We start from the raw sequence: 22,769 nt of genomic DNA, 5'->3' as shown, positions 1-22,769 counted from the left end.
TGGAGCAAATATGGATACTCTCACCCGCATGCGGGCCTTCATCGATGTGGTTGAAGCAGAAGGCTTTTCTGCCGCCGCCAGACGGACCGGCCGGTCCAAGGCGCTGCTTTCCAAATACGTCCGCGAACTGGAGGACGATCTGGGCGCTTTGCTGCTCAACCGCACCACCCGCCAGTTCTCGATGACCGAAGCCGGCCATACCTATTACAGGACCGCCGCCGACATCCTGAAGGAGATCGACAATCTCGCCGACCTGGTGCGCGAGAACAATGCCGATCTGAAGGGGCGCCTGCGCGTTTCCGTGCCCCGAACCTTCGTCGATGCCGAGGTCGGCCAGTCGCTGATCGATTTCGCCAAGAGCCATACGGAAGTATCGCTGGAAATCGTCGCCGAGGACCGGTTCGTCGACCTGATCGAGGAAAATTTCGACCTCGCGATCCGAATCACCAAGCTCGAGGATTCCGGGCTGATCGCCCGAAAGCTCTCCGACTTCCGGGTCTACACCGTTGCGACCGCCGATTTCGTCGCCAAATACGGCCCGCTCGAACACCCCCAGGACCTCAACCGCGTCCCCTTCATCATCGACACCAATTCCCGCTGGCACAACAATGTGCGCTTCACCGACAAGGACGGCTCGACCATCTCGGTCGCCGTCAGCGGCCCGGTCGAGATCAACAGCCCGCAGGCGACGTTGCGCGCCGCCCGCGCGGGCCTCGGCGTCGCGATCATCCCGGATTTCATCGCCAACGCCTCGATCCAGTCGGGCGAACTGGTAACGCTGTTCGACGACTATATCGCCAAGGACCGCGGCATCTACGCGGTCTATCCGCATCGCCGCTACCTGCCGGCCAAGGTCAGAAGCTTCGTCGACTTCCTCTCCACCTGGTTCCGCCGTCAGCATTGACCGATGCGGGCGCACGGCGCTCCTACGGCGAATGAGGTAACGCCTCCGCGGCAGGTCGACCTATTGGCCGGCTTGCTTGAGCTTGGCTTCGATCAGCATAGTGCGCTGGGCGGTTAAAGTTTCGGCGTCGCGGAGGATCGATATCCATGCAGAAAAGCCTGGCGATGTTCGTGTCGGCGCCGGTGATCGAGGCCGCGGGCGGCAAGCTGGTGCTCGACAAGAAATTCGTTTCCGGCATGGCCCTGCATGTGCAGCACTGGTCGGGACCGGTCACCTGCTTCATCCGGCGCGGTGCGACCGACATACCCTTCGGCGGTCGTTACGACATCAGCGAACTCGATTTCCGGGTGCGCATCCTGGAGCCGGAGGAACGGGTATCGGTGGATCATCTCGCCGATTTCGACCTCGCGCTGCTGTCGGGAGATTCCCACCTCGACCTCTTAGCCCCCGAGGTGATCCGGAAAGCCCGGAGTGCCGTGGTCTATTCGATAGAATACACCCACCAGACCCGGCTGCAGATCATCTCGCTCGACGACACGCGCAGCCTGCCGCGGAAAATCTACGGCATGGCCTGGACGGTGATGCAGGAATACAAGCGCAAGCGCGCGTTCCGCGCCGCCCGCGGCATCCAGGCGAACGGTTATCCGGCCCATGCGGCCTATCGCAACATGGGCGGCAGCCAACTTCTCTATCTCGACAACCGCATGAAACCGGCGATGTTCGCGACACCGGAAGAAATGAACGCGCGAAAACGGTATCTTCTCAGTGGCGAGCCGTTGCGGCTCATCCATTCCGGACGACTCGAACCGATGAAAGGGTCGCAGGATCTTATTCCGATCGCCAGGCTGCTCAACGAGCAGGGCGTCGATTTCACGCTGACGATCTACGGCGAAGGAAGCCTTTCCGGTGAGATCGCCGCTGACATCCAAAAACACTGGCTTCAGGACTGCGTCTTCCTCAAGGATCCGGTCGATTTCGAGCGGGAGCTCGTGCCGCTGACGCGAACGGGTGCGGATATCTTCCTCAGCTGCCACAGGCAGTCCGACCCCTCCTGCACCTATATCGAGACGATGGGCTGCGGCGTTCCGATCGTCGGTTACGACAACATGATGTGGTCGGCGCTGATGGCCGAATCGAAAGCCGGCTGGATCGCCCCGCTCGGCGATATCAGGGCGGTGGCCGATCGGTTGGCCGCCCTCGACAAGGACCGCTCGTCCATCCTGGATTGCGCCGAGAATGCGCTTCAGTTCGCCCGGGGCTGTGATTTCGAGAGCCAGTTCCGCAAACGCATGGAGCATCTGGAAAATCTCACCCGGCACTAGACCGGGACTGGACATGGGCCCGGTTCGAGTCGAAATTCCGTCTCATTTGCGCTGCACTGCAGAGGCGGACGAACCGGGGAGCCACAGGCCGAATGCGATACCGAGTCTTGACCATTGCGGCGCTGGTGGCAGCCTGCATCCCCCTCCCCGCACTCGCCCATCCACACATCTTCGCCGAAGCGCGGCTTGAGGTCGTGGCGGGCACCGACGGCAATGTCGCGGAGCTGCACAACGTCTGGCGATTCGACGAGGTCTTCTCCTCGAGCGTGCTGCTCGATTTCGACAAGAATACCGACCTGAAGCTCGACGCCAAGGAACTCGCGGCGCTCGGCGAGGTGATGCGCAAGTCGCTGGGCGACTACCACTATTTCACGACGATCACGGTCAACGGCGCAGTCGTCGGGGTGCAGAAGCCGGACGTGATCCATGTCTCGCTCGATGGCAGCCAGCTCCTTGTCCTGTTTGCGGTCAAGCCCGAAAAGCCGGTGCCGCTGAAGGGCCAGCTGACCTTCGGAGTCTACGACCCCTCCATGTACACCTCGATCGACTTCCCGACCGATGGCGACCTGAGCGTCAAGGGCAGCGGATTTTCGCATTGCCAGCACAAGGTGGTGCGGCCCGATCCCGACGAGGTGATCTCGCAGAACAGCAAGTCGCTGACGGACGCCTTCTTCAACGATCCGACGGGCACCGACATGTCGAAACTCTTCGCCACCCGACTGGAACTGACATGCTGACGATCCGCCGTGCCCTTTCCCCTTCGGCCATGATCCCTGCCCTCCTCGTTGTTGCGGCGGCAAGCATCCTGATGACGGGTCCAGTGCATGCGCAATCACCGCTCGGCGTCGGTTCGGCCGAACCGTCCTTTTCCATCGGCGGGCCGCTCGGCCCGTTTTTCGCCTGGATCAATTTTTACCAGCAATCCTTCTACCGGGCGCTGACCGGCTCGCTGAAGGCGATGCGCGAGGATCCCTGGGCGCTCTCCGGCCTGATCGGGCTCTCGTTCGCCTATGGCGTCTTCCATGCCGCCGGACCCGGCCACGGCAAGGCGGTGATCTCCTCCTACATGATCGCCAACGAGGTCGAACTCCGGCGCGGCGTCGTCATCTCGTTCATCTCCGCGCTGCTGCAGGGGGTGGTGGCAGTGCTGCTGGTCGGTGCGGCCTATCTGGTGCTGCGCGGCTCGGGCATCACCATGACGGCGGTGACCCAGGCGATGGAGATCGCCAGCTTCGCCATGGTCGCCCTGTTCGGCGCCTGGCTGCTGGTGAAGAAGATCCGGGCGCTTCGGATGCGCGTCGTCAGCATGCCCATGGCAGCCCCCGCCGGTGACGGGCGCGGCTCCACCGGGCTCAATTTCCAGGCCGTCGAGATCGATGACCACGACTACCGGGGCACCGGCGACTATTGCGAAACCTGCGGCGTCAGCCACATGCCCGACCCCGCCCTGCTGAAATCCAGGGATTTCAGCCTGCACGAGGCCTGGTCGGCGATCATTGCGGTCGGCCTGCGCCCCTGCTCCGGCGCCATCCTAGTGATGAGTTTCGCGCTTTTGAACAGCCTCTATCTCGGCGGCGTGCTCTCGGTGATCGCCATGTCGATCGGCACGGCGATCACCGTCACCATCCTCGCCACGCTTGCCGTTACCGCCAAGGACCTCGCCGTCCGCTTTGCCGGCCCAGGCTCGCGCGCGGGACGGCGGATCACCCATGCGATCGAGATCGGCGGCGCCTTGTTCGTGCTGCTGGTCGGGCTGTCGCTGCTCGGCGCCGCGCTGCAGACCTGACGCCGCCACCTCTCCGGCCCGGATCGCGGTGCGGACCCGTCAGCGGCCGCGATTGCGCTGGTATCGCGCCCGCAGCCAGAAGATCGCGAAGAAACCGAGCAGCAGCATCGAGCCGACGACCACGGCCAGCACCGGCGAAAACTGGGCGATCCACATGACGATCGTCGGCAGGAAATAGATCACCAGGCCGATGCCGGCGAGGATCGCCGCCGCGGCGATCGCCTGCGATTTTGCCTCGGGCGTCATGCTGCCGCTCCCTTGGCAAGCTCGGCGCGGATATCTTCGAGCCGCCGCTTCTGCGTGCCGTCCGCCTCGAAATTGTCGGGCGACAGCCAGGCTTCGAAAGCTGCCTTCAGGAGCGGCCATTCCGCATCGATCATCGAAAACCAGGCGGTGTCGCGATTGGCGCCCTTGGAGATGACATGCTGGCGGAACACGCCTTCGAAGGTGAAGCCGTAGCGGCGGGCGGATGCCTTGCTCGGCTCGTTCTCGTTGTGGCATTTCCATTCGTAGCGGCGGTAATCGAGCCCTTCGAACACGTGCCTGGCCATCAGGTAATGGACTTCGGTCGACAACGGCGAGCGCTTCATGTCAGCGCCGTGCGCGACGGAGCCGACCTCGATGACGCCGTTCTTCGGGTCCGGCCGCATGTAGCTCGCCATGCCGACCACCTTGCCGGTGGCGTTGTCACGCGACACGAGCGTCACGAAATTCGAATGGACGCGGGCGTTTTCCAGCCAGTCGCCGAAGGCGCCGACATCGGCAAAATCGTCGTTGGGGAAATATTTGAGAAGCGGATTGATGCCCTTAGCGCCGCCGAGCCCGTCCCACAGCGCCTGGAGGTGGGTGTCCCTGTCATAAGGTTCGAGCGTCACGAACCGGCCTTTGAGGGTGACCGGAGCCGGGGCGGCAACTTTGTAGTTCTTCAGATCGCGCATATCAGCCTCTTCCATCGTGGCTGAGGCTTAGGCCAGCGAGGGGGGAAAGGCAACCGGCGGGGCTCCTACCCACCTGCCAGGCGGCAGATTTCGCGGAGGCGCACGGTCGCAGATTAAAACGTGTCTTCGTCGTCAAGGCCGCCCGTCCGGATATTCTGCCGGCCCCTTGATCTCGATCTTATTGCCGAATGGGTCATGAATGTAAAACGAGTGCCCCATGCCTCGAGCCCCGCCGTGGAAAGCCTCCTGAGCAATCTCGATACCGTGGCTCTGCAGATGCGAGCGCAGTTCATCGTGATCGAAAGGGCTGGTGGCGATGCAGATGTGATCCACGTTGCGGCCGCCGGCGACCGGGGGAGCGGCTTTTTTCCCGCCCGGATTCGTGATGTCCCACAGGACGATCAGCGACGACCCGCACCAGACCTGTTCCATCCCCAGGGCCGGGTACGAATAACCCGGCCGGCAACCTAGTACGCCGGAATAAAAATCGAGCGCACGCTCCATGTCGTCGATCAGAAGCACAACGTGATCGATGCCGACAGGAGAAAAAGGGATGGCCATAAGAGGTCGCCTTATGCCTTGACCTTCGCGGCCGATACCGTCGCGTCGATATGCGCGATCAGCGCGTCGTCCAAGCCGAGGCGACCGGCGAGCAGATCGAGGTAACCGCGTTCGGCGCGGGTGTCCGGATCGATGGTCAGGCGCGAGGCGGCGTAGATCTCGACCTTCTGCTCCTCGGTGCGGGCAGCGGTGACGAGATCGTCGATATCGACCGGGTTGGCGAGTTCGTTCTCGATGAAGGCTTCCGCCTCGGCGCCGAGATCGACCGCGTGCACCTTGTCCATGATATTGGCGCGCTCACCGGCATCGATATGCCCGTCGGCCTTGGCGGCGGCGATCATTGCACGCACCAGCGTCAGCGCGAAATCGTTGGTAAGGGCGGGAGACTGCGGGTGGAACGGCGAATCGGCCGGCGGCGACAGGAGCGGCTTGTCGGCCTGGGGCGCGGGCTGCGGCACGGCTTCGGGAGACTTGCCGGACTGATAGTTCTTGTAGGCGAGGTAACCGAGGCCGGCGATCGCCGCGATGCCGCCGACCGCCGCTACATTGCCGGCAATGTTGCGGCCGGTCTTGGTGCCGAGGACGGCCGCAAGGATGGCGCCGGTGGCGAGCGGGTTGTTCTTGGCAAGCTGCGTCGCCTGCCCTGCCCGGTCTCTCACACTTCCTCCCGACATGCCCGGAATCTGTGATCCCAGAAATTGGTCGAGAAGCTTCTTTGCGTCGAACATCGCACATCTCCCTGTTGTGTTTCCGGGGAAAGATAGGGATGCGATTGTGAAATTACAAAGACGGGTTGCGGGGTTTTACGCCTTCAGCGCCGCCGCTTCCGACGCGAGCTTGGTAATGCCGGCCCAGTCGCCTGCCGAGACCAGCTCTTTCGGCGCAACCCAGGAACCGCCGACGCAGATGACGTTCGGCAGCGACAGGTAGTCGTTGGCGTTCTTCAGCGAAATGCCGCCGGTCGGGCAGAACAGCGTGCCGGCGAGCGGCGACGACAGTGCCTTCAGGTAGGCGGCACCGCCGGCCTGTTCGGCGGGGAAGAACTTCAGCACCTCGTAGCCGGCCTCGCGCAGCGTCATCACTTCGCTGGCGGTCGCAGCACCCGGCAGAAGCGGCACGGGCGAGTCCTTGGCAGCGGAAAGCACGCCGGGCGTCACGCCGGGAGAGACGATGAAGGTCGAGCCCGCCTTGACGGCCGCTTCGTAGTCGCGGGCGTTGAGGATGGTGCCGGCGCCGACATTGGCGCCTTCGACTTCGGCGGCCACCGCCTTCACCGCATCGAGGGCGGCGGGCGTGCGCATGGTGATTTCGATCGCCCTCAGGCCGCCGGCGACCAACGCCCGCGCCAGACCCACCGCCGACTTGGCATCGTCGACGATCAGCACCGGCACCACCGGCTGCAGTTTCAGGATGGAAAGCAGCTTTTCCGTCTTGCCGGTCATGGGTCAGGTCTCCGCTAAAACGATTGAAACTTTGAGGTCGAGATACCTCTCAAGCCCGTCATTGTCGAGAAAAAACAGGCCTTCGCCGTCGAACGGGTTTGCGGAAAGCGGAGTTTGCACTAGGGTTGCAACAATTGTTGAAGTTCCCGAGGCGGCGGGCAAGGCATGGCCAAGGAAATCGAACGGAAATTTCTGGTGAAGAGCGACGGCTGGCGCTCGGAGGTCTCGTCGTCCTCCGATTTCCTGCAGGCCTATGTCGCATCCGGCGACGACCGTTCGGTGCGGGTGCGGATCATGGACGGCAAGCGCGCCAAGCTGACCATCAAGATCGGCCGGGAACTGCTTGCCCGCGACGAATTCGAATACGAGATTCCGCTTGGCGACGCCGAGGAGATGGCGAACGCCGCCGTGGGCGTGGTGCTCCAGAAGACCCGCCACGAGGTCCGTCACGAGGGCTATACCTGGGAGGTGGATGTCTATGACGGAGCCTACAAGGGACTGGTGGTCGCAGAGGTCGAGGTGGAGGACGAGGGTGCCCTGCCCGACATTCCGGACTGGATCGGCGAGGAGATCACCGGCGACCGGCGGTATTCCAACATGGTGATGGCGACCGAAGATTTGAGCGGAGAATTGTGTCATGGCGTACCGTCTGCGGCCCGCTAAATCCTTTACCGACGAATTCCGCTCGGTTGCGGAAAGCCAGCTTTCCCACGCGATCCGGCTGCTGGAAGACCAGCCGGACGGGCCGCATGAAGCGGTGCACGACGCGCGAAAACGCTTCAAGCGGGTGCGCGCCCTCTACAGGCTGATCCAGCCGGACGCAAAAACGTTCCGCCGGCAGGAAAACGCCCGTATCCGCGACATGGCGCAGACGCTATCGGCCGTGCGCGACGCCACCGCGCTGGTCGAGACGGTCGACTATCTCGCCGGCCATGCAGGTTCTCCCGAAGAGCTTGCCGCCCTCACCGCGGCCTCCAAGGCGCTGACCGAACGTCGTGACCGGATCGCTTCGGAGGAACATGACCTGCCGGCCAAGATGGCGGCCGCCGCCGACACCTGCCGTACGGCAATCGCGGCCCTCGACGACCTCGACCTCGACGACGATCCGCACAAGACGGCCAAACGACTCGCCAAGGCCTGGAAGGACCAGCGCGAGAAGGCGCTCGGCGCATTCGCCGGCTGCGAGGAACACGGCGATGCGGAGACCTATCACGAGCTGCGCAAATGCGGCCAGACCTACTGGATGCACCTGTCGCTGCTCGGCGGGATCTGGCCCTCCGCCATGCTCGCCAAGCAGCAGCAGGCCAAGGCCCTGGTCGATCTGCTCGGCCACGAACACGATCTTTCGGTGCTGACCGGCCTCGTGAACGAAAACCCGGAACTGTTCGGCGACAGCGACACGCTGGCCCGGGTGCTCGGCGCCATCATCACCCGCCAGCAGGCGCTGCGGCACGAGGCGCTGGAGGCGGCCCATGAGGTGTTTGCCGACAGCGCCGAGACGGAAAGCGCCCTGATCGCGCTGCTTTGGGAAAAGGCGGCCACCGCGCCCCGCAAGGAGCGCCGTGCGGCAAAGCTGCACAGGGCGCATGAAGCGCCCGAGAAAGAAACCGCGTTGCGCGGCGTGTCCTGACGCTGTATTTCAGCGCCATGACCGAAAACATCATTCAAACCCGCCCGGAAGCGACGGGCGCCTGGCTCGTCGCCGCGCTCTATCATTTCGCGCGTTTCGACCGTTATGAGAGCTTCCGCGAGCCGCTGCAGGCCTTCTGCGACGAAAACGGCATCAAGGGCACGCTGCTGATCGCCCGCGAGGGCATCAACGGCACGGTTGCCGGCTCCGACGCGGCGATATCGGGTCTTCTCGCCTATCTGCGCGCCCAGCCGGAATTCGCAGGCCTCGAGCACAAGGAAAGCCGCGCGTCGAAGATGCCATTCCTGCGCATGAAGGTGCGGCCGAAGAAGGAAATCGTCACGATGGGCGTCGAGGATATCGACCCCAAGCGCATCGTCGGCACCTATGTCGACCCGAAGGACTGGAACGCGCTGATTTCCGATCCGGAAACGATCGTCATCGATACCCGCAACGATTACGAAACGGCGATCGGCATCTTCAAGGGCGCCGTCGATCCACAGACCAAGACGTTTCGCGAGTTCCCCGGCTGGGTAAAGAACAATCCCGGCCTCCACAACAAGCCGAAGATCGCCATGTACTGCACCGGCGGCATCCGCTGCGAGAAGGCCACCGCCTTCATGAAGGAACAGGGCTTCGATGAGGTCTTCCACCTGAAGGGCGGCATCCTGAAATACCTCGAAGAGGTGCCGGTAGAGGAAAGCCTCTGGGAAGGCGCCTGCTTCGTCTTCGACGAGCGGGTCTCCGTGGAGCACGGGCTGAAGGAGGGCAACCACAAGCTCTGCCACGCCTGCCGCAGCCCGATCACGGCGGAAGAGGTGACCTCGCCCCATTACGAGGAAGGCGTCTCCTGCTCCACCTGCTACCCGACCCGCACCGAGGAAGACCGCGATCGCTACCGCCAGCGCCAGCTCCAGATCGCGCTCGCCAAAAAGCGCGGCGTAAGACATATCGGGGGCTGAGGTTCACCCGCGCCAGACGGGCTGGCGCGAGCAGATCGTGGCTGCCTCAAGCCGCCTGCGGTATCCGGGCGATCACCTTGATTTCTAAATCGAAACCGGCAAGCCAGTTGACGCCGACGGCCGTCCAGGTCGGATAGGGCGGCTCGCCGATCACCTTTTCCCGCACGGCCATCAAGGTTTCGAATTGAGCCTGTGGATCGGTGTGGAAGCTCGTGACGTCGATGACGTCCCGAAACGTGCAGCCGGCTGCCGTCAGAACGGCCGCCAGGTTGTCGAACGCCAGTTGCACCTGACGTTCGAAGTCAGGCTCCGGCGATCCGTCCGGCCGGCTGCCGACCTGGCCGGAAACGAACAGAAGGTCTCCCGAGCGGATGGCCGCCGAATAGCGGTGCTGCTCATAGAGTGCGTGCCGACCGGCAGGAAAGATTGCCTCGCGTTGGCTCATTGTTTTATTCCTTTTTTGGAGGCCGGTGTCCGTAGCGTCGTGATGGGCACACGGCTTTGGCTTTTCCAGGCCGACCTTGATTTCAACATACGAGCGCGTTGACATACGCCTCGTATGCGCCCATATGCCAACATACGCCACGCCTGTCAATTCACATACGCGACGTATGTCAATTAAGGAGTTAGGCGGTATACGGGATGAGACGTGAGATGTAGAGGAGCGACGGTGCGCCCATCCGATCTCCCCCCTTGCCGCAGCGCCTCCGACCTCTCTGCAGTAGCCCAGGGATAAGATGCCGCTCACGCCGCCCCGCTCATCCCGCCCGGCAGGCGGTTGCCGCGGTAGATGATGTCGATCTCCTGCGACGACATCGGCTTGCCGAACATGTAGCCCTGCAGTTCGTCGCAGCCGGTCAGGCGCAGCTGTACGGCCTCGGCCTCGGTTTCGACGCCCTCGGCGGTGACCGGGATTTCCAGCGAGCGGGCGAGCGCCACGGTCGCCTGCAGAAGATCAACGGCACGGCCGCCCTCTTCCAGCGCGTGCACCAGCGACTTGTCGATCTTCATCCGGTCGAAGCCGAACTGGCGCAGATACCCGACGCTCGAAAAGCCCGCGCCGAAATCGTCGAGGGCGATCTTCACCCCGAGCTGCTTCAGCTTGGCGAGCGCAGCGCGGGCGCGTTCCGGGTTCTGGATGAAATAGCCTTCGGTCATTTCGAGCGTGATACGGGACGGATCGGCACCGGTCTTGCGGAACACCGAAGCGACATGCACGGCAAACGCCGGATCGCGGAACTGGCCGGGGGAGATGTTGACCGCGAGCTTGAGTTCCGGCCACAGCGTCAGCGTCTCGCAGGCACGGTGCAGCACGAACAGGCCAAGCTGGTCGATGAGCCCGGTCGATTCGGCGATCGGGATGAAGACCTCGGGAGATACGGGGCCATAACCGGCGCGGTGCCAGCGCGCCAGCGCCTCGACGCCGATGATGCGCCATGTCCTGGCGTCGACAACCGGCTGGTAGACGATGGTGAGCTCGCGACGCTCGATGGCGATCCTGAGGTCGATCTCCAGCATGTTGCGCTCTTCGCGCTCGGCATCCATTTCCGGCCGATAATATTCGGTCCGGCCGCGGCCGGTTTCCTTGGCGTGATACATGGCCATGTCGGAACGCCGCACCAGTTCCTCGCCGGAGACCTTGCCGCGCGGCGAGATGGCGACGCCGATGCAGGTGCCGATGGTCGCGACCCTTTCGCCGATCACGAAGGGCTCGCCGAAGAAGCCGAGGATATGATCGCTCAGCGTCTCCACCGCACGGCCGATATCCGTGGCCGCGAGCGCGATGGCGAACTCATCGCCGCCGACGCGGGCAAGGATCGCCCTCTCTCCGACCAGCGTCTTGAGGCCCGCCGCGACGCCGCGGATCAGCTTGTCGCCGGTACCATGGCCATAGGCGTCGTTGACTTCCTTGAAACCGTCGAGATCGAGATAGAGCAGCGCCACGTCCTCGTTGCTGCGGCGGCTTTGCAGGACCAGCGCGTCGAGTGCCGCAAAAAAACCGGCGCGATTGAGAAGCCCGCTCAGGCGGTCGCTCATGGCCAGATGCCGCGCCGCCGCTTCATCCGCCTTGAGGCGCTTGAGCGTATTGCTGCCGCTGACAAAGAGGAGCAGGAAAAACAGGCCGACCATCGCCAGCGCGCAATAGACGAGCGGCCGGACCTGCAGATATGCGGCATTGCCAGGCATGCGCGAGTCCCAGACGAGCCGCCGCAGCGCCTTGCCGTGAATATTGCGGATCTCCACCATGTTGGGGACCGTATCGCCGGCACCGGCAAAACGAAGCCCGCCGATGACATAGGTCTCCGAGAGCTTCAGGACTTTCTCCTCGTCGAGATGCCGGCCAAAGATCAGGAACCGGCGTCCCTCGACGGGCTGAGCGAGTTCGCCGGACTTCTGGCGGATGAGCGCCACGCCGACGGCCGCGACGCCATCCTTGGTTTCCACGAACCCCGCCGCCTCCGGCACCGTTTCGGCGCCGGCGCTGCTTGCCTTGTCGAAAAGCGTCCAGAGCGAGGTGTCGAAATACTTGTTAGGCGACCAGGTGACAGGAGCGCCGTCCTGATAGGCCATCAGAACATTGCGATCAGCATCCATGATCAGCGCCACGTCGAAAAGATCGCTGTTGGCGGTCATGTCGCCGTAATTGCTGACAACCCAGGCATCGTCCCCGGCATAGACGAACTGGGCGGCATCATCCCACGCCGCGTAGTCGTTCAGCGTCGCATGCAACTGCTCCTGGAACGTCTGGATCGCACCGGAAGTCGTCTCGCGCGAGCGTTCGTCGTCGAGGCGATTGGCATAGTCTGCGATGCGGTCGAGCGCGGTCAGGATGAAGATCGTCACCAGCACGACGACCACCGCGAAGGCAAGCAGCATCGACGTCACGGCAGAGCGACGGCCAAGTGTTGCGGAGCGGCGAAAGCGGGACGGAAGAAGCCGCATCTAAGACCTCGTGAAGCCCTACATCTTTCGCGGGTATTCCTTCAGATAGCGTTAAAGGAAAAGGCCGGCCCCCACAATTGAGAGCCGGCCCCACCAAGTATTTTTGAAAATTCTGTACTACCAGGCGGCGATGACGGCGCCCTTGAACTGGGTGTTGACGAAGTCCTTCACCGGAGCGCTGTGATAGGCTTCCACCAGCGTCTTGACCCAGGCCGCATCCTTGTCCTTGGACTTGACGGCGATGATGTTGATGTAAGGGGCCTTTTCGCCTTCCTTGGCGATCGGATCGGTCTTCGGGTTGAGGCCGGCTTCCAACGCGTAATTGGTGTTGATGACCGAGGCGTCGACGTCGTCGAGCGAACGCGGCAGCTGGGCGGCGTCGAGTTCGGCGAACTCGATCTTCTTGGCGTTTTCGGTGACGTCGGCGGGACCGATCTTCAGGCCCTTGGCGGCATTGACCTTGATAAGGCCCTGGTCGGCGAGGATGAGCAGCGCGCGGCCGCCATTGGTCGGGTCGTTCGGGATGGCGACGGTGGCGCCCTGCTTCAGGTCGGCAAGGCTCTTTACCTTCTTCGAATAGACGCCCATCGGGAAGTTGACGGTCTGCGCGACGCTGACGATGTCGAACTTGCGATCCTTGACCTGGTTGTCGAGATAGGGCTGGTGCTGGAAGGAATTGGCGTTGAGTTCGCCGTCGGCCAGCGCCTGGTTCGGCACGACGTAATCGGAGAATTCGAGGATCTGGATGTTGAGGCCCTTGGCGGCCGCGACTTCCTTCACCTTTTCCATGATCTGGGCATGCGGGCCGGGTGTCACGCCGATCTTGATGTCTTCGGCAAGCGCCGGGGCTGCAGCGAAGGCGGCGAGCGCCGCCGCGATGATGAGCTTCTTCATAAGTGTCTCCTTGGGTTCGATTATACACGCCAGTCTTGGGAGGCTGGTTTTCCGGGATTGAGGTGTCAGGTCTTGCGGTTGCGCTTGTCGAAGCGGCGGGCGAGCGCGTCGCCGAGGCTCTGGATCGCCTGGACAAGCACGATCAGCACCACGACGACGGCAAGCATCACATCCGGCATGAAGCGCTGGTAGCCGTAGCGGATGCCGAGATCCCCCAAGCCGCCGCCGCCGACCGCGCCGACCATGGCCGAATAGCCGACCAGGCTGACGAGAGTGAGCGTCAGCGCCAGCGTCAGGCCGGGCTTGGCTTCGGCAAGGAGAACCTTGAAGACGATCTGCAGCGGCGTCGCGCCCATGGCACGCGCAGCCTCGATCAGGCCCTTGTCGACCTCGCGGATCGCCGCTTCGGCAAGCCGCGCGACGAAGGGAATGGTCGCCACCGTCAGCGGCACGATCGCCGCATAGGTGCCGATCGACGTGCCGGTGACGAGACGCGTGAACGGGATGATCGCCACCACCAGGATGATGAACGGCGTCGAGCGCGCCGCATTGACGATCGCGCCGATGATGCGGTTGGTGACCGGCGCGGGAAAGAGCTCGCCCTTGCCGCTGGTCGCCAGGAAAACGCCGATCGGCAGGCCGATCAGCGCGCCGATCAGGCCGGCGACGGCAACCATCTGCAGCGTCTGGCCGAGCGCTTTCAGGAGCAGGTTGAAGAGCATGTCAGGCGACATAACCGAGCACCTCCGTGGAAAGACCTGTCGCGGCATAAAAGCGCTCTGCGCGTTCCGTGACGGCAGGATCTGCCGGATAGGCAACGACCAGCGAGCCGTAGGGCTCGCCGGCGATTTCCTCGATCGTGCCGGCGAGGATGTTGACGTCGGCGCCGAGTTCGGTGACCAGCCGGGCGGTCAGCGGCTGGAAGGCCGTCGCGCCGAAGAAGATCAGCCGCACCAGCACGCGATCGCCTGCCGACGGCTGCTGCTTCAGGTTCGAGCGGATCCATTCCGGCAGGGTGGTGCCGAGTGCGGCCGACAGGAGCGAGCGGGTCGTCTCGTGCTTTGCGCCGGTAAAGACGTCGAAGGTACGGCCCGCCTCGACGATCTTGCCGCGGTCGATCACCGCGACGTCGGAGGCAATGGTCTTCACCACCTCCATCTCATGGGTGATCAGAAGCACGGTAAGGCCAAGCTCGGCATTGATGCGCTTCAGGAGCGCCAGGATCGACTGGGTGGTTTCCGGGTCGAGCGCCGAGGTCGCCTCGTCCGAAAGCAGCAGTTTCGGCGAGGTGGCAAGCGCCCGGGCGATGCCGATGCGCTGCTTCTGGCCGCCGGAGAGCTCGGCCGGGTAGCGGTCCGACTTGTCGCCGAGGCCGACCAGATCGATCAGCGGCGCCACCTTGTCGCGGATCGCCTTTTTATCGAGACCAGCGATCTCGAGCGGCAGCGCCACGTTCTCGAAGGCCGTACGCGAGGATAGCAGGTTGAAATGCTGGAAGATCATGCCGACCTGGCGGCGCAGATCCCGAAGACCGCTCTCCGACAGTCCTCCCACCTCGACACCATCGACGACGACGCGGCCCGACGTAGCCTTCTCCAGCCCGTTGACAAGGCGGATCAGCGTCGACTTGCCTGCGCCCGACCGGCCGATGATGCCGGTTATGGCGCCGCGAACGACCGAAAGGTCGATTCCATCAAGGGCGGTGAACTGGTTCTTGTCGTCGGCGCCGCCGAAACGTTTGGTCACCGCTTCGAACACCACCATGGAGGCTGGCGAAGTCAGTGACTGATTGGGCGGTATCGACACGGCGCCATTCTGCGCCTCCGACAGGATTTGAACGTTTGTGGACATCAGGAACTCTTTATTGGGCGCCGGACGGCGCAACGATGACACAAGGCAACATGCCGCTGGTCAGTCGCACATTCGACGGTTCAGGCGCCGATATAATAGTCTACCCATGTCTCGTCCACACGCAGCCGCCATCCGGGCCGGCAATACAGCGCTGTTATTGCACCGCAGCGTCGCAGCGCCGAGAAACGAATTTCCAGATATAGCACAGGATGGAAAATATTCGGGCGGAGTTGGCGGTACTCCCGCTTCAGGACGCCAGTTTCAGCTCCGGACTTGCAAAGCTCTCGAAGGTAGGCCGGCTGAAAATGTAGCCCTGCACCAGCGATACGCCGAGATCCTGCAGGACCTTGAGTTCGTCCAGCGTTTCCACGCCTTCGCATAGGGCAACGACGCCCAATTCGTCGAGCATCGCCAGGCTGTGTTTGACGACGATGCGCTTGGCCGGGTCGGTATCGATACCGCGGATCAGCTCCATGTCGAATTTGACGATATCCGGCTGGAATTGCGAAAGCAGGTTGAGCCCCGAATAACCAGCGCCGAAATCGTCGATCGCCGTCTTGAAGCCCATGTCTTTGTAGGTGCGCAAGATATTCAGGAGATGTTTTACATCGACCTGCTCGCCCTCGGTGAATTCGAAGATGATGCGATCCAGCGGAAAACCGACCTGCATGGCCGTCGCAAGCGTCAGCCGGATACAGGCCCGCGGCTCGTAGACGGCGTTCGGCATGAAATTGATGGAAAGCTTGGTATCCGGAGAATCGGCGCCCAGGCGCGCCGCAAGCTGAATGGCTTTGACGCGGCACTGCTGGTCGAACGCATAACGGTTATGCTCCGTCACCTGCGACAGGACCGACATGGCCCCCTCGCCGCCGAGCCCGCGAACCAGGGCCTCCTGCGCGAAGACCGTACCGGTTCGCAGATCGACGATCGGCTGGAAAGCCATCGAAAATGGGACTTCGAAACCTTCGCCCTCGCGGCATCCCGCACAACCCGTCATCGCACCATCTCCAGCAATCAGGAGGCGATGGGTATCACAGCATCCCTTAAAAAAGGATCTTCGAATTTATCCGGGCTTATGGTTGCCCTTCGGGAACAACGACGCCAGCTCGCGATACCATTTGCCGCTGTTCTTGATCGTCCGTTCCTGGGTTTCGTAATTCACATGCACGAGGCCGAACCGCATGCGGTAGCCCTCCGCCCACTCGAAATTGTCCATCAGGCTCCAGGCGAAATAACCCTTCATCGGATAACCGTCCTTGATAAGGTCGGCGACGACCGAAAGGTGCTGGACATAATAGTCGAGACGCGGCTGGTCATCCACCTCGCCGTTTTCCGGCTCCATATTGTAGCAGGCGCCGTTCTCGGTGATGTAGCAGTCCGGCAGGTCGTAGCGGCGGTAGAGGTCTTCGACGAGCAACTTCAGCCCCGGCGCATAGACTTCCCAGCCGATATCCGTCTTGACGTCGCTGGCGGGCTTGGCTTCGACCGTCCAGGGGAAATCGCCGGTGCGCGTCGCATCATCATGGACCCGGTCCGGCTTGTAGTAGTTGAGACCCCACCAGTCGAGTTTCTGGTTGATGATCTTCAGGTCCCCTTCTTCGACGACTGGCATGCGGTCCCCAAGCGCTTCCAGGAATTGCTGCGGATACTCGCCCTTGAAGACCGGGTCGAAGAAGGCGCCGTTGTGAAACTGGTGGGCGCGCTCGGCGGCTGCGAGATCGGCCGGGCTGTCGGAGCCGGCGATGATCGACGCGGCGTTGATGACGGTGCCGACCGGCACGTCCGGCGTCACATGCCGGATAGCCTCGACACCGAGGCCGTGCGCGAGATTGACGTGGTGCATGGCGGCAAGCGCCGCCTGCATGTTCTTCTCGCCCGGCGCATGGATGCCGTAGAGGTGGCTGAGCCAGACGATGCACCAGGGCTCGTTGAAGGTGGCGACCGCATCCAGCCGGTCACCGAGCCGCGCCATCACCACCTTGGCGTAGCGCTGGAAGGCATAGGCCGTCGACCGTGACGCCCATCCACCCTCGCCCATCAACGAAAGCGGCAGGTCCCAATGGTAGAGCGTCGCATAGGTCTTGATGCCGCGCGCCTTGCAGCCGTCGATGAGGCGATCGTAGAAATCCAGCCCCTGCTCGTTGATGCGGCCGGTACCGTCCGGAATGATCCGCGGCCAGGCGATCGAGAACCGGTAGGCTTCGACGCCCATCTCCTGGATGAGATCAAGGTCCTGCTCCCAGCGATTGTAATGATCGCAGGCGACATCGCCGTTATGCCCCTGATAGACCCGGCCCGGCATCTTCGAGAACGCATCCCAGATCGAGGCCTTGCGGCCATCCGCCTTGGTGGCCCCTTCGATCTGGTAGGATGCCGTCGCGACGCCCCAGAGGAAATCACCCGGAAACCCGGCCGCGAATTTTTGAGGATCGGGCGCTTTGGGATTGCGAGACTGGGGATTGCTCATTTTGGAATCGGTCATGAGGATGCCGCCATATCTGTTGCGCGAGGTCTGCGGGACCATCTTTCGCGGCGGTTTAACCAAGCTGGGCGCAGTTGTACAGATGCGAAATCTGAAACGTTGCAGGGGCGCAGCTACTCCCTCGCCGAATATGATCGCATCGACGTGGTAGAACTTTAGGAGGCTGATGAAATGGATATCGATTCTGTGCGTACCCTCATCGACGAGACGGAATACGAAGCGGCGTTGAAATCCGTGCGCCCCTATTTCGAGAACGAACCGGAAGCAGGGACAATCGAAGCCGCGCATTTCGATGCGCTCGTGCTGCTGATCGAGGAATACGAGGCCAAGCATTATTCTATTGCGCAAGCCTCGCCGGTCGAGGTGCTGAAATCGGTCATGGAGGCAAACAACTACACCCGCGCCGACCTGATCGAGATCGTCGGTTCGAAATCGCGCGCCGCCGACCTCTTGAACGGCCGGCGCGAGATCAATCTCGACCAGATCAGGAAGATCAGCCGGGCATGGCACATCCCGGCCGGTGCGCTTGTCGGCGATATGTCAGCCTGAGGCCAGCCACCTAAAGCTTCACCCACGCCCCGTTCTTCTTCGAGGACGCCACGCACGCCTCGACGAACTCCACGCCCTTCACGCCGTCGTCGACCGTCGGGTAGATCACGGCCTTGTCGACCGCGACGCCCTTCTTGACCGCGTTGATGGCGCGGGCGGCTTCCGTGTAGATCGTCGCAAAGGCTTCGAGATAACCTTCCGGGTGGCCGGACGGGATGCGGCTGACGCGGGCGGCGGACGGGCCGGACCCGGCGCCGTTGCGGGTGATCAGGCGCTTCGGCTCGCCGAACGGCGTGAACCACAGATAGTTCGGATCGGCCTGTACCCATTCGATGCCGCCCTTGGTGCCGTAGACGCGGATCTTCAGGCCGTTCTCATGGCCGGGCGCCACCTGGCTGCACCAGAGCATGCCCTTGGCGCCGCCTTCATAGCGCAGCATCACATGCGCGTTGTCGTCGAGCCTGCGGCCCTCGACGAAACTGTCGAGATCGGCGGCGAGGCTCTCCAGTGTCAGGCCGGTGACGAAGGCCGCGAGGTTATAGGCATGCGTGCCGATATCGCCGGTCGAACCGCCGGCGCCCGACTGGGCCGGATCGGTGCGCCAGACGGCTTGCTTGGCGCCGGTCTGCTCTACGGCCTCGGTCAGCCAGTCCTGCGGATATTCGACCTGCACGACGCGGATTTTCCCGAGATCGCCATTGGCGACCATTTCGCGCGCCTGCCGCACCATCGGATAACCGGTGTAATTGTGGGTGAGGATAAAAAGCGCGCCGCTCTCGTCGGCCGCCTTCTTCATTTTCCTGGCGTCTGCGAGATTGGAGGTCAGCGGCTTGTCGCAGATCACGTGGATGCCGCGTTTCAGGAACTCCTTGGCGGCATCGTAATGCACGTGGTTCGGCGTGACGATCGACACCGCCTCGATGCCGTCCTTCAGCCGCGCCTCGCGGATCGCCATCTCCTTGTAGGAGCCATAGGTGCGCGACGGATCGAGACCGAGATCGCGGCCCGATGCGATCGCCTTTTCCGGCGCCGACGACAGCGCGCCGGCGACGAGGTCGAACTGATCGTCCAGCCTTGCCGCCATGCGATGCACCGCCCCGATGAACGCGCCGGCCCCGCCGCCGACCATGCCGAGCCGGATGCGCGGCTCCCGCGCCTGTTCGTCCTTGCCTTCAATTGCCATGATGATTCTCCTTATTCGATTTCTTGAAAACCCTGTGGTGGATTTTGTCCCGCGATCAGGCTAGTTTTTTCTGCTGCGAGACAAAAGGACGCTCTGACCGTGAACACCAAGCTCCGCCTCCGCTGAGGCTCCACGTATTTCAAACAGCCGCCCGTCGAACGATAGGGCGCCTCTTGCAAATCCATGGAAAAGGTCCGGTCATGCCCCTTCTCGACGCGACAGCCACGCATCCCATCACCCTTCCCGATGGCAGGCTTTACCGCGATACGGTTTACCTGAAGAATGTCATCGATCACCCGCGCATGGAGATCGGCGATTTCAGCTACTACACCCATTCCGGAGAACCCGAGGACACCGCCGGCATCCTGGCGCCCTACCTCTTTCGCGGCAGCCTGGAGCGGCTGGTGATCGGCAAATTTGTGCAGATCGCCAGGGGCAGCTATTTCATCACCAGTTCCGCCAACCATCCGATGACGGGTTTTACCGCCTATCCGTTCCGCATCTTCAAGCCCGAGACATTCGGCTACAAGGATCTGCCAGTCCGGGACACGATCGTCGGACACGACGTCTGGATCGGCCACAACGCCGCGATCATGCCCGGCGTCACGATCGGCCACGGCGCGATCGTTGCCGCAGCCTCGGTGGTCGCGCGCGACGTGCCGCCCTATGCGGTTGTCGGCGGAAATCCGGCAGGTCTCATCCGCATGCGTTACCCCGCGGAGATCATCGCCGAACTTCTCGAGCTTGCTTGGTGGGATTGGCCGATCGACAAGATAGAGGCAAATCTGCCCGCCCTCGAAAGCGGCGATCTTGCAGCTCTCAAGAGGGCTTGAAAGTTTCACAGTATCACCGCCATGTGGAGCTCACGCGCCCCTTCTTGCCAGCACTCGATTGCCATGATTTGTCCCCTCGACGAACTTGAACAGTCGTCGTTTCCACGAATCCATTCTCCCCAGCGGGGAGAATGTGGCGGCAGCCGGATGAGGGGGCTTCGCGGCAGATTCTGCCTTTCGCGGTAGCGCTCAAGGCGTCGCTTCGCTCCTCCCCCTCATCTGCCCTATCGGGCATCTTCTCCCCGCCGGGGAGAAGAGGAGATCACAATCCCAGCATCCGCCGGTTCGCCGCCTCGTCGGTACCGCCGCTGGCAAAGTCGTCAAACGCCTTTTCGGTGACGCGGATGATATGCGCCTTGACGAATTCAGCCCCTTCGCGGGCTCCATCCTCGGGATGCTTCAGCGCGCATTCCCATTCGACCACGGCCCAGCCGTCGAAATCGTTGGCGGCCATTTTCGAGAAGATCGAACCGAAATCGACCTGGCCGTCGCCGGGCGAGCGGAAGCGGCCGGCGCGGCCGACCCAGCCCTGGTAACCGCCGTAAACACCCTGCCGGCCGGTCGGGTTGAATTCCGCGTCCTTGACGTGGAACATCTTGATCCGGTCCTTGTAGATATCGATGTTGTCGAGATAGTCGAGGCATTGCAGCACGTAATGCGACGGATCGTAGAGCATGTTGGCGCGCGGGTGGTTCTTCACCCGCTCAAGAAACATCTCGAAGGTGACGCCGTCATGCAGGTCTTCGCCTGGATGGATCTCGTAACATACGTCGACGCCGCAGGAATCGGCATGGTCGAGGATCGGCGTCCAGCGCTTGGCAAGTTCGTCGAAGGCGGTCTCGACGAGACCGGCCGGGCGCTGCGGCCACGGATACATGTAGGGCCAGGCAAGCGCGCCGGAAAAGGTCGCATGCGCCTTGATGCCGAGGTGCTTCGAGGCGGTGATCGCCATCTTCACCTGCTCGACGGCCCAGGCCTGGCGCGCCTTCGGATTGCCCCGCACTTCGGGTGCCGCGAAACCATCGAAGGCTTCGTCATAGGCCGGGTGCACCGCGACGAGCTGGCCCTGCAGATGGGTGGAAAGCTCGGTCACCTCGACGCCGTTCGCCCGCGCCACACCGGCAAATTCGTCGCAATAATCCTTGGAGGTGGCGGCCTTATTCAAATCGATGAGCTGACCGGCCCAGGTCGGCACCTGCACTCCGAGATACCCCTTGTCGGCCGCCCATTTGGTGATCCCGTCCCAGGTATTGAACGGAGCCGCATCGCCCGCGAACTGGCCGAGAAAGATGGCGGGGCCCTTGATCGTCTTCATGATGTTTCCTCTTCGGCTACGTGCAGTTAGTCGGTAACAACCTCAACTCCCTCATCCCTGTGACAAGCACAGGGATAAGGGTGATCGGGGTTGGCGGCGCCCGCCAGACGGGCGCCGTGTCGGTTATCAGAACGGAGAATCCGGGAAGTAGAAATTCTTGGCATTTTCCTTCGTCACCAGGGTGGCGTCGAGGATGTAAGTGCCGCTCACCGGAACCTTGTCGTAGAAGTTGCCGGCGGTGAGTTCCATGGCGGTCGCCACCATTGCCGGCGGATAGAGAACGTCGACCGGGATCATCTTGTCGCCGTCCATGACCTTCTTCACCATGTCCTTGGAGCCGGCGCCGCCGACCACATACTTGATGTCCGTGCGCTTGGACTGAGCGATGGCTTCGAGAACGCCGACGGCCATGTCGTCGTCCTGGCACCACACCACGTCGATCTTCGGGTACTTGGTCAGGTAGTCCTGCATGACCTTGAACGCGTCGTCGCGGCTCCAGTTGCCGAACTGGCGATCGAGGACCTTCACCTTGGAGCCGGCAATGCCCTTGTCGAAACCGTCCTGGCGCTGCTGGTCGATCGGAATCGGCAGGCCGCGGATGACGACGACCTGGGCGTCCGGCGTGGTCTTCTTGATATATTCGCCGGCGACCTGGCCGAGTGCCGGATTGTTGCCGGCGACATAGAGGTCACGGATGGTGCTGTCGTTGACGGAGGGCGCGCGGTCGACCAGCGCCACGAACGTACCCTTGTCCTTGACCTGCTGGATGGCATTGACAAGCGGATCCGGATCGGACGGCAGGATGACCAGCGCGTCGAGCCCCTGGACCGCAAGGTCCTGCACGGCGTTCGCCTGGCTTGCCGCGTCCGGCGAGGTCTTGACGATGACGTTGAGGCCCGGATGCTCCTTCATCAAGAGCTTGGCGACGCGTTCGGCATGGAACACGACGCCGGCGGTCCAGCCATGGTCTGCGGCCGGAATGGAAACGCCGATCGTCACCTTCTTGTCCTGGGCGAAGGCGGTGCCGGCGAGAAGCGTCAGCGACGCCACGGCCAGTCCCAAAATTTGTCTGCGCATTGTTTCTCTCTCCCACGATATCAGGGTCTTTAGTATTTCAGGACCGGGCGCGACCCATCAGCCCGGTCAGTTCTCGTTTGCCTGCCTCGGCGGGCTA

24 protein-coding genes are annotated in these 22,769 nt (G+C 62.8%); 9 read left to right on the top strand and 15 right to left on the bottom strand.

Features of this window, described 5'->3' with window-relative positions; translation table 11 throughout:
• Positions 1-10 precede the first annotated feature (10 nt).
• The 4 genes from ACZ9EJ_RS02000 (at position 11) to ACZ9EJ_RS01985 (ending at position 4,012) form a co-directional block, all read left to right on the top strand.
• Positions 11-904 (top strand): LysR family transcriptional regulator, encoded by an 894-nt coding sequence (locus ACZ9EJ_RS02000; protein ID WP_037077328.1) that lies wholly within the window; start codon positions 11-13, stop codon positions 902-904.
• 146 nt (positions 905-1,050) lie between these two features.
• Positions 1,051-2,226: a glycosyltransferase gene (locus tag ACZ9EJ_RS01995; RefSeq protein ID WP_046639523.1), complete on the top strand. Its 1,176-nt coding sequence runs from the start codon at positions 1,051-1,053 to the stop codon at positions 2,224-2,226.
• A 92-nt stretch (positions 2,227-2,318) separates the two neighbouring features.
• The gene (locus tag ACZ9EJ_RS01990; RefSeq protein WP_046639522.1) at positions 2,319-2,963 is read left to right on the top strand and encodes a DUF1007 family protein; all 645 of its coding nucleotides are present in this window, start codon (positions 2,319-2,321) and stop codon (positions 2,961-2,963) included.
• Positions 2,957-4,012 (top strand): nickel/cobalt transporter, encoded by a 1,056-nt coding sequence (locus ACZ9EJ_RS01985; protein WP_046639521.1) that lies wholly within the window; start codon positions 2,957-2,959, stop codon positions 4,010-4,012. The genes ACZ9EJ_RS01990 and ACZ9EJ_RS01985 overlap by 7 nt, the downstream gene beginning before the upstream one ends.
• A gap of 39 nt (positions 4,013-4,051) precedes the next feature.
• Here the strand turns inward: ACZ9EJ_RS01985 and ACZ9EJ_RS01980 are convergent, their stop codons facing one another.
• The 5 genes from ACZ9EJ_RS01980 to ACZ9EJ_RS01960 form a co-directional block, all read right to left on the bottom strand.
• Complete coding sequence (locus tag ACZ9EJ_RS01980) at positions 4,052-4,258, bottom strand: hypothetical protein (protein ID WP_046639520.1); 207 nt, start codon at positions 4,256-4,258, stop codon at positions 4,052-4,054.
• Entirely contained in the window at positions 4,255-4,950 is a 696-nt protein-coding gene (locus ACZ9EJ_RS01975) for a GNAT family N-acetyltransferase (protein WP_046639519.1), read from the bottom strand. The genes ACZ9EJ_RS01980 and ACZ9EJ_RS01975 overlap by 4 nt, the downstream gene beginning before the upstream one ends.
• A gap of 132 nt (positions 4,951-5,082) precedes the next feature.
• Entirely contained in the window at positions 5,083-5,511 is a 429-nt protein-coding gene (locus ACZ9EJ_RS01970) for a VOC family protein (RefSeq protein ID WP_046629081.1), read from the bottom strand.
• Between the two features lie 11 nt (positions 5,512-5,522).
• A complete protein-coding gene (locus ACZ9EJ_RS01965) occupies positions 5,523-6,239 on the bottom strand; it encodes a tellurite resistance TerB family protein (protein WP_046639518.1) in 717 nt (238 codons plus the stop codon).
• Between the two features lie 75 nt (positions 6,240-6,314).
• Positions 6,315-6,953 carry a 2-dehydro-3-deoxy-phosphogluconate aldolase gene (locus ACZ9EJ_RS01960; protein ID WP_046629077.1) on the bottom strand — a complete coding sequence of 213 codons (639 nt, stop codon included), beginning with the start codon at positions 6,951-6,953 and terminating at the stop codon, positions 6,315-6,317.
• Positions 6,954-7,118: 165 nt separating this feature from the next.
• Between ACZ9EJ_RS01960 and ACZ9EJ_RS01955 the strand changes: the two genes are divergently transcribed.
• Genes ACZ9EJ_RS01955 through trhO form a run of 3 tightly spaced genes read left to right on the top strand, consistent with a single transcriptional unit; the run spans position 7,119 to position 9,545 of the window.
• Positions 7,119-7,616 carry a CYTH domain-containing protein gene (locus ACZ9EJ_RS01955; RefSeq protein WP_046634561.1) on the top strand — a complete coding sequence of 166 codons (498 nt, stop codon included), beginning with the start codon at positions 7,119-7,121 and terminating at the stop codon, positions 7,614-7,616.
• Complete coding sequence (locus ACZ9EJ_RS01950; RefSeq protein ID WP_046639517.1) at positions 7,591-8,583, top strand: CHAD domain-containing protein; 993 nt, start codon at positions 7,591-7,593, stop codon at positions 8,581-8,583. Before ACZ9EJ_RS01955 ends, ACZ9EJ_RS01950 begins: the two co-directional genes overlap by 26 nt.
• 17 nt (positions 8,584-8,600) lie before the next feature.
• Complete coding sequence (gene trhO / locus ACZ9EJ_RS01945) at positions 8,601-9,545, top strand: oxygen-dependent tRNA uridine(34) hydroxylase TrhO (protein WP_046639516.1); 945 nt, start codon at positions 8,601-8,603, stop codon at positions 9,543-9,545.
• A 46-nt stretch (positions 9,546-9,591) separates the two neighbouring features.
• On the opposite strand, the gene ACZ9EJ_RS01940 is transcribed toward trhO, so the two are convergent.
• From ACZ9EJ_RS01940 to ACZ9EJ_RS01910, 7 genes are all read right to left on the bottom strand, one after another.
• Entirely contained in the window at positions 9,592-9,990 is a 399-nt protein-coding gene (locus ACZ9EJ_RS01940; RefSeq protein ID WP_046639515.1) for a RidA family protein, read from the bottom strand.
• Positions 9,991-10,289: 299 nt separating this feature from the next.
• Positions 10,290-12,488, bottom strand: a complete 2,199-nt coding sequence (locus ACZ9EJ_RS01935) for a bifunctional diguanylate cyclase/phosphodiesterase (RefSeq protein WP_046629068.1) — start codon at positions 12,486-12,488, stop codon at positions 10,290-10,292.
• Positions 12,489-12,605: 117 nt separating this feature from the next.
• Entirely contained in the window at positions 12,606-13,382 is a 777-nt protein-coding gene (locus ACZ9EJ_RS01930) for a MetQ/NlpA family ABC transporter substrate-binding protein (protein ID WP_046639514.1), read from the bottom strand.
• Between the two features lie 65 nt (positions 13,383-13,447).
• Positions 13,448-14,116, bottom strand: a complete 669-nt coding sequence (locus ACZ9EJ_RS01925) for a methionine ABC transporter permease (protein ID WP_046629063.1) — start codon at positions 14,114-14,116, stop codon at positions 13,448-13,450.
• Complete coding sequence (locus tag ACZ9EJ_RS01920) at positions 14,106-15,188, bottom strand: methionine ABC transporter ATP-binding protein (RefSeq protein ID WP_370649706.1); 1,083 nt, start codon at positions 15,186-15,188, stop codon at positions 14,106-14,108. The genes ACZ9EJ_RS01925 and ACZ9EJ_RS01920 overlap by 11 nt, the downstream gene beginning before the upstream one ends.
• A gap of 292 nt (positions 15,189-15,480) precedes the next feature.
• Complete coding sequence (locus ACZ9EJ_RS01915) at positions 15,481-16,230, bottom strand: EAL domain-containing protein (RefSeq protein WP_046629061.1); 750 nt, start codon at positions 16,228-16,230, stop codon at positions 15,481-15,483.
• A 66-nt stretch (positions 16,231-16,296) separates the two neighbouring features.
• Positions 16,297-17,715: a GH1 family beta-glucosidase gene (locus ACZ9EJ_RS01910; RefSeq protein WP_255743071.1), complete on the bottom strand. Its 1,419-nt coding sequence runs from the start codon at positions 17,713-17,715 to the stop codon at positions 16,297-16,299.
• A gap of 171 nt (positions 17,716-17,886) precedes the next feature.
• Between ACZ9EJ_RS01910 and ACZ9EJ_RS01905 the strand changes: the two genes are divergently transcribed.
• Positions 17,887-18,264 carry a helix-turn-helix domain-containing protein gene (locus tag ACZ9EJ_RS01905; protein ID WP_046639513.1) on the top strand — a complete coding sequence of 126 codons (378 nt, stop codon included), beginning with the start codon at positions 17,887-17,889 and terminating at the stop codon, positions 18,262-18,264.
• Positions 18,265-18,274: 10 nt separating this feature from the next.
• On the opposite strand, the gene ACZ9EJ_RS01900 is transcribed toward ACZ9EJ_RS01905, so the two are convergent.
• A complete protein-coding gene (locus tag ACZ9EJ_RS01900; protein ID WP_046639512.1) occupies positions 18,275-19,447 on the bottom strand; it encodes a Gfo/Idh/MocA family protein in 1,173 nt (390 codons plus the stop codon).
• 200 nt (positions 19,448-19,647) lie between these two features.
• Here ACZ9EJ_RS01900 and ACZ9EJ_RS01895 point away from each other — a divergent pair, with 200 nt between their 5' ends.
• Complete coding sequence (locus ACZ9EJ_RS01895) at positions 19,648-20,280, top strand: CatB-related O-acetyltransferase (RefSeq protein ID WP_046639511.1); 633 nt, start codon at positions 19,648-19,650, stop codon at positions 20,278-20,280.
• A gap of 262 nt (positions 20,281-20,542) precedes the next feature.
• Here the strand turns inward: ACZ9EJ_RS01895 and ACZ9EJ_RS01890 are convergent, their stop codons facing one another.
• Complete coding sequence (locus tag ACZ9EJ_RS01890) at positions 20,543-21,595, bottom strand: sugar phosphate isomerase/epimerase family protein (protein ID WP_046639510.1); 1,053 nt, start codon at positions 21,593-21,595, stop codon at positions 20,543-20,545.
• 126 nt (positions 21,596-21,721) lie between these two features.
• Positions 21,722-22,672 (bottom strand): substrate-binding domain-containing protein, encoded by a 951-nt coding sequence (locus ACZ9EJ_RS01885; protein ID WP_046639509.1) that lies wholly within the window; start codon positions 22,670-22,672, stop codon positions 21,722-21,724.
• Positions 22,673-22,769: the final 97 nt, after the last annotated feature.

It is taken from the genome of Neorhizobium sp. USDA 3394 (genome assembly GCF_056280385.1).
This window is presented reverse-complemented; position numbering and strand designations above follow the sequence as displayed.